The organism is Verrucomicrobiia bacterium, assembly GCA_023953615.1.
Classification (GTDB): Bacteria; Verrucomicrobiota; Verrucomicrobiia; order Limisphaerales; family JADLHS01; genus JADLHS01.
Genome location: JAMLJH010000001.1, coordinates 175,193 through 187,603 on the forward strand (window position 1 = coordinate 175,193; position 12,411 = coordinate 187,603).

Below are 12,411 nucleotides of genomic sequence, written 5' to 3' on the forward strand. Positions count from 1 at the left end.
TTTACATCATGCCAGACGAAATCGAATCCAATCAGCCGCCGGAGCCAGCGCAGCCGACACAGCCCGGCGGACTTTACTCGCAAGGCGAGAAAATCCAAAAGATCAACGTCGCGGACGAGATCAAGAACTCGTTTCTCGACTACTCGATGTCCGTGATCATTTCGCGCGCGTTGCCGGACGTGCGCGACGGCCTCAAGCCCTCGCAGCGACGCATCCTGTACGCGATGGAGAACCTGTCGCTGTTCCCCGGGCGCAAGCACATCAAGTGCGCGAAAATCTGCGGCGACACCTCCGGCAATTACCATCCGCACGGCGAGGCGGTGATCTACCCCACCCTGGTCCACATGGCGCAACCGTGGGCGATGCGGGAGAAGCTGGTGGATGGCAAGGGGAACTTTGGCTCGGTGGAAAACGATCCCCCGGCGGCGATGCGTTATACCGAGGCGCGGCTGACCCATCTTGGCGCGGCGCTGATGTCCGACATGGACAAGGACACGGTGGACTTTGTTCCGAATTACGACGAGCGCCTCACGGAGCCGAGCGTGTTTCCGGCCGCGTTTCCGAATCTGCTCGTCAACGGCGGCACGGGTATTGCCGTGGGCATGGCTACCAACATGGCGCCGCACAATTTGGGCGAAGTGATTGACGGCATTTGCGCGGAAATTGACCGGCCGGACATTACGATTCCGGAACTGATGAAATACATCAAGGGTCCGGACTTCCCGACCGGCGGCCTCCTCTGCGGCATTGAGGGCATCCGAAATTATTTCATGACGGGACGAGGCAGCGTGAAATTGCGCGGTCGCGTGGGAACTGAGGAGCTTAAGGGCAACCGCGAACAACTGATCATCACCGAGATTCCTTACAATGTTAATCGCGCCAATCTGGAGCAACAAATCGCCAATCTGGTCAACGAAAAGGTCATCACGGAAATCTCGGCGCTGCGGAATGAGTCCGACGAGCATTGTCGGCTGGTGATTGAACTCAAGCGGGACGCGGTGCCGAAGGTGGTCATCGCGAATCTGTTCAAGCACACCCAACTGGAAACCTCCTTCAGCGTCAACGCGCTGGCGATTGATCACGGTCGCCCCAAGACGTTGAACCTGAAAGAGCTGATCCAGTGCTATATCGAACACCGTCGCGAAGTCGTGTTGCGGCGGACGCGCTTTGAATTGAGGAAGGCCGAGGAGCGCGCCGACCTGTTGGAAGGTTACATCATCGCGCTCTCGAATCTTGACGAATTCATCCATCTCATTCGGTCGAGCAAAACCCGCGACGAGGCGAAAGTCAAACTGCTGGCCTTTGAATGGTCACGTCAACAAGTCGAGCAATGGGGCGTTTTGATCCGCCAGGAAAGCCGCTTGCAATCGGGCCGTTACGCCCTGTCCGAGCGGCAGGTGGACGCCATCCTTGATCTGCGCTTGTATCAATTGACCGGGATGGAAATTGATAAAATTGACAAGGAATACAAGGCGTTGCTGGAGGTCATCAAGGATTTGATGGACATCCTCGCCAAGGAATCGCGGGTCATGGCGATCATCAAACAGGAGTTGCAGGAGATCAAAGCCAAATACGCCACGCCGCGAAAAACCGAGCTGGTGCCGGATGAAGGCGAGATTGCCATCGAAGACCTGATCGCCAACGAAGGCGTGATCATCACGCTGACCCACGGCGGTTTGATCAAACGCACTGCGGTGAGCGCCTACCGGGCGCAACGTCGTGGCGGCAAAGGGGTGATTGGCATGACCACGCGCGAGGGGGAAACGGCCGAGGATCGGGATTTTGTCGAGCACCTGTTCACCGCCAGCACCCACGATTACCTGATGTTTTTTACCAACACCGGTCGCGTTTACGTGGAGCGTGTGTATGAAATTCCCGACATGGGCCGCGCGGCCAAGGGACGCAGCATCGCCAATTTGCTGGAACTCAAGGCCGGCGAATCCGTCGCCGCCATGATTCGAGTGATTGCCAAGGCCGATGAAAACCGGGAGGATGTGACCTGGCAACAGTCCGGGGAAATTTTCTTTGCCACGCAACAAGGCACGGTGAAAAAGACAGCACTACATAATTTTGCGAATGTGCGCAAAGGCGGTATCAACGCCATCAACATCGGCGCAGGCGATGCGTTGATCACCGTCAAATTGACGCGCGGCTGCGTTGACGAAAATGATCCGGGCGACGACGTGGTGCTGATCAGCCGGAAGGGCATGAGCATCCGCTTTCACGAGGCCGACGTGCGCTCGATGGGCCGCACCGCAGCCGGCGTGCGAGGCATCAATCTGGAAGCGGATGATGCGCTGGTCGCGGCGGCGGTGGTCATGCCCGACGCCACGCTGCTCGTCGCGGGTGAGAACGGAATTGGCAAGCGAACGTCGTTTGACGAATACCGCATTCAATCGCGGGGCGGCAAAGGCATCATCACCATGAAAACCGGGGATAAGACCGGGGACGTGGTTGGCTCGCTCACCGTCCAAGACACTGACGAGATCATGTTGATCACGGTGGGGGGACAAATGGTGCGCACTTTTGTCAAAGACATCCGCGAAGCGGGTCGCAACACCATGGGCGTCAAACTGGTAAATTTGGACGCCAATGACAAGTTGCAGGCCGTCGCGCGCGTCATCAGCGAACAACAGGAAGAAGCCGAAGACGGCAGCGAAGTTGCTGGAAAGTAAAGTTTATGGCGAGACTGGTCGTTATTTCCAAAGCGCAGGCGGGTCTGACGTGCGAACTTGGCCCCCACTGGGTCACGATTGGTCGCGCCGAAAGCAATACGTTTCAAATCCCCGAAGTCTCCATTTCGGGCGAACATTGCGAAGTGCGACTGCGCGGCGGCGAACTGGTCGTGCGCGATATGCGTTCAACCAACGGTACGTTCATTAACAACAAGCTGGTCACCGAAGCCGTCTTGAAGTCCGATGAAGTGTTGCGCCTGGGCGACATCGAATTGCGGTTTGAAAAGGCTCCCACCGCGGCAACAACTTCCACGTCCCCCAGCAAAACCGAGTTGCTCAAACTGCCCAAGTCGGGCGATCCCTTCATCCGTCCCGAGGACAAATCCGACAAACCGCACCAGGTACTGCTCGTGGATGACAGCATGGCTTTTTTGGAAACCTTGGGGGAGATGTTTGAAACATTAAGCGACAAGTCGTGGCAGATTTACCGCGCTGTTTCCGCGGACCAGGCGCTGGCCTTGCTCCAGCAGCACTCGATTGATCTCGTCGTTCTGGACATCAACATGCCCATGCTGGACGGCGCGCAATTGTTGACCGTCATTCACCGCCGCCATCCCGAAGCCAAAAAGGTGGTTCTCACCGGTCACGCAAATGACGGCCACCGCAACACCTGTCTGGCCAATGGCGCCGAACTGTTCCTGGAAAAGCCCATCACTCCCGATGGATTCGTGTCCGTCTTCAACCTGCTCAACGACCTGTTTGTGTGGAGCCAGCGGGAAGGGTTTACGGGCACCTTGCGCCAGGTCGGTTTGACCGATGTCATCCAAATTGAATGTCTGCGGCGCAACTCCACCATTCTCGAAGTGCTGAGTCCGGGGATTCGTGGCGAAATTTTCATCGAAGTGGGGAGCATCGTCCACGCCACTGCCGGAGCGCTTTCCGGAGAGAAAGCGTTGTTTCGCCTGCTCGCCATCAGCAACGGTCAATTCCGAGTGCAACCGTTTCACAATCCGCCGCAGCATACCATCCAAGGCTCCTGGGAGTACCTGCTGATGGAGGCCGCCCGGATGCGCGATGAAACCACCTCTTTTGAAGATGACCGGGACAACACCGTGTTGATCCGAAAGCGCCAGGACGACAAGCCCGCGAGTCCTTCTGCCACCCAGAAAATATCTTCCGCGCGAAGCGAAACCGCGCCCAAGAAGGCTGATGGCGATCAGGTCATTGCCGCCACGCACGATGGCAAATGGCATCCCGTGGAAGGCAAAAAGAAAAGTTGAGCTACTCGTTCAGCCCGAAGTGAGAGGGTGGACGAATGTCACCAAGCACGCCTTCGATCGTCGGCCCCAATCTCAGCGTCTCCTCAGCCGCCGTCTGAACTGGACCAGACTCCAATCCGTGAGCCGCCAGGTAGTCAAAGTTCCCTTGTCGGCACAGCTCGCGCAGCAATTCACGCCGGGCCGGCGAACTGGGAACGGCCTGACCCGCACGGATCACTCCAACGTCCACCAGAATCCCGACGCGTTCCCGACGGCGCGGCAGCCAGCCATCGAACCAATCCCGCACGGGAGTGGAAAGTTGCGGTTCGGCCCCGGCGCAAAGCACCAGAAAGTCGGCCTTCACTCCGTCAGCCGCCGCCTGCCGGCTCATGAGCGCATCCGCCAAAAAATCGGTACGCCACCAGTGGAACTTCAGATTGACAGCCTCCCAAATTTGGCGCACCAGCACATCGCAAACCGCCAGTGCCTGCGTTCGTGCGTGGCGATCATCGTAAACCACCATTACATGACAGGTTTCCCCGCCCGCCGTCGCGACCCCCGGCTCCAGAGAATTATCGGTTACACTCATGGCTTTAGTCCCGCCTCCACACACGTCAACCTTGGGTTGATGCGTTGCACCAGATTTTAACTCAAGGTTGTCCCAATCAGATTGCGCGCAAATAAATTTTGAAGGATTTTTGCGCCCGACCCGACCGCGACTACGGAGATAACCGCCCGATTCGCCAACGACCATCCGGTTGCCGCCAATAACACAACCGATCATGCAAACGACTTGGACGTCCCTGCCAGAATTCAATCCGCTCGGGCCGCAACGCAAATCCGCCCCAAAAGGGTGGCAACGGAATTTCGTCGGGATACCGCTTCGCGACCTCCTCCCAGTGCCGCTCCAGTTCCGCGCGCGAGGCGACCTCGTGGCTCTGCGTCGAAGCCCACGCGCCCAACTGACTGCCGCGCGGGCGACTCTTGAAATACGCCTCGGATTCCTCATGCGACACCTGGCTCACCTTCCCGGCCACGCAGACCTGGCGTTCAAATTCCGGCCAATAAAATGTTAACGCGGCGTTGGGATTGGCCGCCAACTCGGTGCCCTTGCGACTGGTATAATTTGTGAAGAAAATGAACCCGCGCTCATCCATCCCCTTGAGCAACACCGTGCGGCTCGATGGAAGCCCCTCCGCACTTACGGTCGCCAGCGTCATCGCGTTCACATCCGCGCCCGAGCGCCCCAGAATGGCCTGGCCGAGTTTGTACAGCGCAATCCCGATGCGTCGCCACCGCGATTTTCCCTGCGCACCAATTGCGTCTTCCAACCAGAAAGAAAACTGCCGCAACGGATCGGGATCTAATTGGGATTCATCCAAGGTCAACACCTTGTACTCACGACGGATATCAGCAATCGCCATAGCAATGTTGCAGCGTAGCGCGACCTTTCCTCCGTGCCAACCCTGAACCCGCCAGTGAATCACGTCCTTCCATTTCAAATCACTTCGCCCTTCGGTCTCGAAGCGCACTTGTTAAGACGGGGAGATTTCATATTCTTTGCAGGTAGCGGAGTATTCATGAATTCGATTCCTAATTCGCCGGAGCAACGGCATCTGGTTTCCTTTATCAACGTCAAATTGGTGCTGCTGGGTTGTGAGCCAATCCAGACTCCCGAGCTGGCAAACCATACCGATATTGTGTCGGCATTCGCGGCTCAGTACCAGGAAAAAGATCGGTTGTTGGGTCAATACCTCTGCCCTGCCGACCAGCGCATTCAGAGTTTTCTGGACAGTTATCTGCAAGGCGCGCCAGCGGGGCGACTGCCCATCCGCACGTTCACGTTGGATCGTCCGGGACTGGCGCGCATTTTATCGTTGCCGGTGGATCGTGACGAATTTACCTCGGAGTTGATCTCCTCCTACCGCGTGAAACAGGGCGTGCTGCATAATCCCAAACACGACCGACGCACAACAGCGGGAGTTTTTCATGTCGCCGAAGGTGGCTTGCCAATTCCAGATGACAAATTGAGCGTGCCGAAATCCGTCTTCGCCAAAATGCTGGAGCTGGCCTGGCAACCGCCCAGAGCGTTGTTGCAACTGCCCTTCACCGCCACGCAACCGAAACCTGCCGAGTGTTTTGTATCCTTGCTGTTACGGCCGCTGGTTTGCCCCGCCGTTCCCCGGATCACGAGTGAGAAGACTTTGGAAGTGCGCTTTTTCGCGCCCGGCGGAATGGTCAGTAACCTCGATTTTGTGGAGAGCATTTTTGGGAATGGCGGCGATCCGCTGCTGCCCGAGAATGACGCGGGGCTGGACACTGAACATTGGACCGGCCACACCGGCTGCGTGATTCTCGCACCGCACCTGACGCAATTGACCAAACGCGCAGTGGGGCTGCCGCATTGGGATCAGGCGACGGAACGCCAACGGCGCGACGGCATGTGCTGGCGCAACGAGAACGAGCGCTATAACAACGGAGAAGCCTTCAAGCTGACCTGCCGCGATGAGCGGGGCGTCATCGTCACCATCATTGCCGACAATTACTTCGGCTATTGTAAAAAGGAAATCAAAACCCAGATCAGCTACGCGGCGAACCTGTTCGGCGGCTGCGAGGAAGAACACGCCGGGGGCGCGGTGACGTTTGCGGCCTACAACCTGGGCGAAAAATTTAGTGGCGATCTCCACGTTCGTCCGCTGGGACATAACATCGAGGAGGTATTCCAACTTTACGCCGAACTCATGGACATCCAACCCGAGGGTTATGGCATCGACAAACAGTTTCCGAACATCGTGTATGTACCGCAGAACGCCGAGTTCGATCTCCTGGCGCAAAAAGTTTCGTGGAGAAACCAGACCGGCGAACACGCAATCAAACTGCTCGCGCGGCAAACCTACGTGCGGCCCTCGGGTTACAAGGTGCGCATGGAAAAACCCGCGGATCCGGGGCGCCCCTGGCGATTGGTGGGCATCACCGCCGAGGGGGTCTTTTGTCACAAACCCTGCACCGTGTCCGGCGGCGGCAAATCCGAAATTTCCAAACCCATTACCGACGCCGTGCTGACCGGACCGGTGTTTGTGGCGGATTTGAAATCGGACATGGACAAGGTGACGGAATTGATCGAGCGCGATTACTCGGATCGCTTCAAAGACAAATGCCGGAACGATCGGCGGAAAATTCTTTCGGGCGAACGCTCACTCGGATCAGTCATCAAGTTATTGACTCAGGATCAACGCGATTTCACGCCGGCATACAATGCCTGGCTCGAAAGCATCCCGCGCTATATCAAGGAATTGGTGTTTGTCATCAAGCGCTACTATCAGCCCGCCTGGGGCGAGCATTGGCGGGAACACTTCAGCGTGGACATCATCAACGGTACCCCCGGCAACGAACTGAAGTGCGATAATCATCATCTGGTCACCATCCATTTGCGTGTGGGGTTTGATGATGACGGCGCGTGGCGCACGTTTGGCCTGCGCAAAGATTACTATCCCGCCGTCAAAATCCAGGTCGAGGACGATATCACCGCCTCCGTCGTGGTGCCGCGGGCGCAACTGGCCGGCCTGCCCGAGCCATCGGGATCGGCGGCGGTCAAGTTCGTCGGCAATTGTGAGCAGCGGCTTTTTCAGCGTCCCGATGACGCCATCCAACGCGGCTACGATAAGCAGGCCGAAAAGGATTTTGCGCAACCGGACAACTTCTTCTCAAATTACGAGCCGCTCCCAGGCACGTTGGCGCCCGCCCTGATCGAGGATAGTGTCAGCTTCTCGGAATACACCGAGCCGATGCAACGCGTCATCAGTGAAGTGGCGAATGAACGCACTGGCTACTTCGTCTCGACGGCTCATCCGCGGTTGGTGAATGGTCGGCCGAGCAAAAACCCCCGTTATCTACAGGCGCGGCCCGATTTGCAATCGCCGGAAGCCGTCTATCTGGCGGCGGTCGGGATACGATTGCGCCGGCGACTACCACTCTCCCAACCCGTTTACAAGCCGGTCGAAGCCGTGCTGCCCGGTCGCCGAAACAATCCGCCGGATGGAAACGTCCGTCCCCTGGCCGTTTACAATCCCATCCACTACTTTGAACCGCCGGAGCTGTTCATGGAATTCATCTGCAGCATCACGGGCAAATCTCCATCCACCACCGGCGCCGGCTCGGAAGGTGCGTTGACCAAAGGACCATTCAACGCCCTGCCGCCGATCATGGATCTAAACAACGCGCTGGTGTCGTTTCTGTTGACTGGTACACACGGATTCGTGACCGCCGCGGGCTACGTCGGCCCCCAATTCCGCGTGGATCACGACATCAGTTTGATCGTGCCCGAGGTCTGGTGTCACCTGACGCCGGAGGAACGGGAGCCGGAATTTCTCATCGCGCACGGCTATCTCGACAAATGCGAGGACTTCGAATACAAGGGTAAGCCGGTGCTCGCGAGCCGGCTGGGATACCGCATCAACATTCGTTTCGTGCATTACTTCTTTGGCCGCGTGTTTAATCATCCGCACACCATTTTCACCGAGGCCATGTTGAAGCCGGAATTGCAAGACATGGACGTGTTTGCGGACGGCATGGATAACATTGTCGCCGCCCATGCGCGCATCGCCGGGATGTACTTCAACGACGGCTCGATCGCGCAAGCGTGCCCGCCGTTGAACGCGCTGTTGCACATCATGCGCGACGGGCAATGGGAAGGGAAACGGCTCGAACACCCGAACGTGCGGAAACTGTTCACGCGCGACCACCTGCTCGCCAGTGATTGGTATGCGGAACGACTCAAAGCCAAACAAGCGGTGGATCGCCAATTGTTGCAGCGGCACGAGGCGTATCTCAGCCAGTTTCTGCAACGCCCGGATTATACCGACGAAGCCCGACGTTTAGGCATCCACGAACGCCGGGAAAAAGTTCAAGCGCGATTACGGGCACTCGAAGCTCCGGACGATTGGAAAAAGTTGACCGGCACCCTAGGCGCCGAGCCGATCGCGCATTATCTTGGCGGCCAAGCGGCGACCGCGCCGCGACAAGGAGGATGAGTATGAACACAATCACTGGCCGGGGCGGCCTGCCCATGGTGCAAATTCAAACGCCGTGGAGTACCGCTGAAATTTATCTGCAAGGCGCCTGCGTTACCCACTTTCAATTACACGGGGAATCGCCCCTGTTGTTCTTAAGCGAGCAAAGCCGTTTTGAGAAAGGCGCGGCGATTCGCGGCGGGATTCCCATCATCTTTCCGTGGTTCGGCAAACCGCCCGGACGCGCCACGCAGCACGGCTTTGCGCGGTTGCGCGCGTGGGAACTGGTGGAGTTAAACCGGGCCGGCGATGGCAGCGTAACCGTCCATTTAACCCTGCCCACCACGGCGGAACTCCTATCCATTCCACTCGACTACTACGTCACCGTCGGTAAAACGCTGACCGTCGAGCTGGTCACGCGGAATTATTCCAACGACGTTTTTGCCTTCGACAACTGCCTGCACACGTACTTTGCGGTTGGCGATATCAGCCGCATCAACGTAACCGGTTTGCGCGGCGAGGAATATCTGGACGCCGCGGAAAAATTCCAACGCAAGCAAGAGCAAGCGGAAGCGATCCGCTTTGATCGCGAAGTGGATCGTCTCTACGTCAACACCACGCGCCCGGTGGAAATTCATGATCCCGTCTGGCAACGCCTTATCCGCATTGAGAAAGCAGGCTCAGCGTCCACAGTGGTTTGGAATCCTTGGATCGCCAAAGCCCAGGCGATGGCGGATTTCGGCGATGAGGAATATCAGCGCATGGTTTGCGTGGAATCCGGCAACGCGGCGCAAAACGGAATCCAACTGGCGGTTGGCCAGGAGGCGCGATTAAAGGCAACCTACAGCCAAATGAAATTGACGCCTCAAGGTTAAGTCGTCGTGGGATGGGAAGACGCCGGCGCTTTCAAACTGGAAAAATTGCCGTCTTCACAACACGCCACAAATCCCTCGGTGACCGTTTTCAATTTTTCCCAGCGCGCCCGAATGGCCAGGGCCTCTTTCTGGGTGATTTGATTGTCGGCGGCGGCAAGCGCGATCACCGCCAGCAGATCGGCAAACTCCTGCACAATCTCATTGGTGGCGGGGATCAGGTAATCCGGGTGCGGCAAGGTTAATTTGGGATTGCGAATGAAGAACCCTCCGGCGCGCTCACAAATCCACTGCACCAGACGAGCGTCCTTGGTGCTTTGCAGCAATTGTTCCAACCGATCCAGCGGATTCACCGCGCCGCTGCCATCCCCGGCGTTTGGCTCGGCCCATTTGTAGATCATGGAAAGTGACAGATTCAGATCCGCGGCCACTTGTTTCGCTCCACTTTGCTGGATGACCTCGCGCAAAAGTTCATGTGATTGCATGGCGTCACGATGGGAAACTGGCGGCTAAAATTCAACCTCGAAGGACGAGGCATTATCATCTTTACATCCCCCGCGCCAATGCCGAAAGTGAGCGCGTGTTAGCTTCACAGCATACTCTGAGACCGCAACACGAAGCAGCGGTCCATAGTCCCGAAACCCCGGATTGGCCTGAGCTTGAAGTTGCGCTCCAACGTTCGCAACAATACCTGCTCAGTTTGCAAAAACCGGAAGGTTATTGGGTGGGCGAACTGATTGTGGACAGCACGCTGGTTGCCGACACGCTGGCCTATCATTATTGGAACGGCAAGGTGGACCCGGAATGGCAACGGAAAGCGGTCAATCACCTGTTGAGCCGACAACTTCCCGAGGGCGGTTGGAACATCTATTACGGCGGACCGGCGGAGGTCAACGCCACCATCAAAGCCTATCTCGCCCTCAAACTCGCGGGGGTTCCGGTAACGGATCCGCGCATGCTCAAAGCGCGCGAAATCGCCAAAAATCTCGGCGGCGTTCCGCGCATGAACACCTTCTCCAAATTATATCTCGCGCTGCTGGGACTTTATCCGTGGAAATATGTGCCCACGATCCCTTGCGAGGTGTTGCTCATCGGCAAATGGTTTCACGTCAATTTTTGGGAGATGAGTAATTGGTCGCGCGCCATGCTCGTGCCCCTGGCCATCATCAACCATTTCAAACCGACGCGAATTCCGAAAAAGCACGTCAACCTCGACGAGCTGTACCCGCAGGGATTTCACGAACGGGATCTGGCCTTGCCACCGGACCCGGATCGCATCTCGTGGCGCAACTTTTTCCTTTGGTTGGATCGGCTGCATAAATTCGCCGAGAAATTTGCCGAGTATGGCATCCACCCCTTCCGCCGGCGGGCGTTGAAGAAATGTGAAAACTGGATGCTGGAACGCTTTGAAGGCAGTGACGGACTGGCGGCGATCTTTCCGGCCATGCTCAACGCGGTGATCGCGCTCAAGGCTTTGGGTTATCCCGAGGATCATCCACAATTGCTCCGCGCGGAAAAGGAATTCAAACGGCTCGAACACGAAACGGAGGACGACATCCGGATTGAGCCATGCTTGTCGCCAGTGTGGGATACCGCCATCGTCGCCATCTGCCTGCGCCAATCAGGTCTGCCTGCCGATGATCCACGCCTCAAGCAAGCGGCCGAATGGCTCATGGGAAAAGAAATTCGGCGGCGGGGCGATTGGATTCATAAAAATCCCGTGGACGTCGAACCTAGCGGCTGGGTCTTCGAATATAACAACGAATGGAACCCGGACGTTGACGACACCGCGATGGTGCTGCTGGCGCTCCGGCAAATTGCCACCGACCACCCGGCCCGGCGCGAGGAATGTTTCGCCCGCGGCATGAAATGGATGATGACCTTCCAATGCAAAGACGGGGGTTGGGCGGCCTTCGACAAGGATTGCACCAAGAATATTCTGGAAAAAGTTCCGTTCGCCGACCACAACGCCATGTTGGATCCGGAATGCGCCGACATCACGGCGCGCATCTTGGAATTGCTCGGTTACGAAGGTTGGGACGTGAACCATCCGCAAATCGTGGCGGCATTGAACTACATCCGCACACAGCAGGAGGAAGACGGTTCCTGGTACGGACGTTGGGGAGTGAATTATATTTACGGCACGTGGCAAGTGTTGCGCGGCATGCGGGCGCTCAAGCTCGATATGAGTGAACCCTGGCTGCAAAAAGCGCGGCATTGGCTTGAAAGCGTGCAACATCCTGACGGCGGCTGGGGCGAACGCTGCAACACGTACGACGATCCAGTGTTCAAAGGCCAGGGGCCGAGCACGGCTTCCCAAACCGCCTGGGCCGTAATGGGGCTTTGCGCGTTTGGCGATCCCGATCTGCCGAGTCTGCGTTGCGGCATCGAGTATCTGGTCCGCACGCAAAACGAAGACGGCTCCTGGGATGAGGAGGAAGTTACAGGCACCGGTTTTCCCAAGGTTTTCTATCTCAAGTACGACATGTACCGCAATTCCTGGCCGCTGCTGGCGCTGGCGACCTATCGGAAACTGCTCACGGATTCGCCCGACAACCGGATCATCAAATTAAACGGGCACGTGGCGACTTGACGT

At 57.4% G+C, this 12,411-nt stretch carries 8 protein-coding genes; 5 read left to right on the forward strand and 3 right to left on the reverse strand.

All coding sequences use genetic code 11. The features are described 5' to 3' along the window. Nucleotides 1-8: 8 nt before the first annotated feature. Both gyrA and M9920_00740 read left to right on the forward strand, forming a co-directional pair. On the forward strand, nt 9-2,675 hold the full coding sequence (gene gyrA / locus M9920_00735; protein ID MCO5050817.1) for a DNA gyrase subunit A: 2,667 nt from the start codon (nt 9-11) through the stop codon (nt 2,673-2,675). Between the two features lie 5 nt (nt 2,676-2,680). Further along, a complete protein-coding gene (locus M9920_00740; protein MCO5050818.1) occupies nt 2,681-3,955 on the forward strand; it encodes a response regulator in 1,275 nt (424 codons plus the stop codon). 1 nt (nt 3,956) lies between these two features. Here M9920_00740 and M9920_00745 read toward each other — a convergent pair whose 3' ends face one another. Together M9920_00745 and pdxH are read right to left on the reverse strand one after the other, a co-directional pair. Further along, the gene (locus M9920_00745; protein MCO5050819.1) at nt 3,957-4,523 is read right to left on the reverse strand and encodes a hypothetical protein; all 567 of its coding nucleotides are present in this window, start codon (nt 4,521-4,523) and stop codon (nt 3,957-3,959) included. Between the two features lie 130 nt (nt 4,524-4,653). Continuing rightward, the gene (gene pdxH, locus M9920_00750) at nt 4,654-5,358 is read right to left on the reverse strand and encodes a pyridoxamine 5'-phosphate oxidase (protein ID MCO5050820.1); all 705 of its coding nucleotides are present in this window, start codon (nt 5,356-5,358) and stop codon (nt 4,654-4,656) included. 156 nt (nt 5,359-5,514) lie between these two features. Between pdxH and M9920_00755 the strand changes: the two genes are divergently transcribed. Together M9920_00755 and M9920_00760 are read left to right on the forward strand one after the other, a co-directional pair. After that, nucleotides 5,515-8,964 (forward strand): hypothetical protein, encoded by a 3,450-nt coding sequence (locus tag M9920_00755; GenBank protein MCO5050821.1) that lies wholly within the window; start codon nt 5,515-5,517, stop codon nt 8,962-8,964. Nucleotides 8,965-8,966: 2 nt separating this feature from the next. Further along, nucleotides 8,967-9,818 carry a D-hexose-6-phosphate mutarotase gene (locus tag M9920_00760; protein MCO5050822.1) on the forward strand — a complete coding sequence of 284 codons (852 nt, stop codon included), beginning with the start codon at nt 8,967-8,969 and terminating at the stop codon, nt 9,816-9,818. Here the strand turns inward: M9920_00760 and M9920_00765 are convergent. Further along, entirely contained in the window at nt 9,815-10,300 is a 486-nt protein-coding gene (locus tag M9920_00765; protein ID MCO5050823.1) for a hypothetical protein, read from the reverse strand. The two genes, M9920_00760 and M9920_00765, sit on opposite strands and share 4 nt — an antisense overlap. 116 nt (nt 10,301-10,416) lie before the next feature. On the opposite strand from M9920_00765, the gene shc reads away from it, so the two are divergent. Beyond that, nucleotides 10,417-12,408 (forward strand): squalene--hopene cyclase, encoded by a 1,992-nt coding sequence (shc, locus tag M9920_00770; GenBank protein ID MCO5050824.1) that lies wholly within the window; start codon nt 10,417-10,419, stop codon nt 12,406-12,408. The last annotated feature ends 3 nt before the right edge of the window (nt 12,409-12,411 follow it).

Coding starts and splice junctions, on each gene's coding strand:
- M9920_00755 (MCO5050821.1), top strand. CDS start 5,515: ATGAATTCGATTCCTAATTCGCCGGAGCAACGGCATCTGGTTTCCTTT.
- M9920_00760 (MCO5050822.1), top strand. CDS start 8,967: ATGAACACAATCACTGGCCGGGGCGGCCTGCCCATGGTGCAAATTCAA.
- pdxH (MCO5050820.1), bottom strand. CDS start 5,358: ATGGCGATTGCTGATATCCGTCGTGAGTACAAGGTGTTGACCTTGGAT.
- M9920_00745 (MCO5050819.1), bottom strand. CDS start 4,523: ATGAGTGTAACCGATAATTCTCTGGAGCCGGGGGTCGCGACGGCGGGC.
- gyrA (MCO5050817.1), top strand. CDS start 9: ATGCCAGACGAAATCGAATCCAATCAGCCGCCGGAGCCAGCGCAGCCG.
- M9920_00740 (MCO5050818.1), top strand. CDS start 2,681: ATGGCGAGACTGGTCGTTATTTCCAAAGCGCAGGCGGGTCTGACGTGC.
- M9920_00765 (MCO5050823.1), bottom strand. CDS start 10,300: ATGCAATCACATGAACTTTTGCGCGAGGTCATCCAGCAAAGTGGAGCG.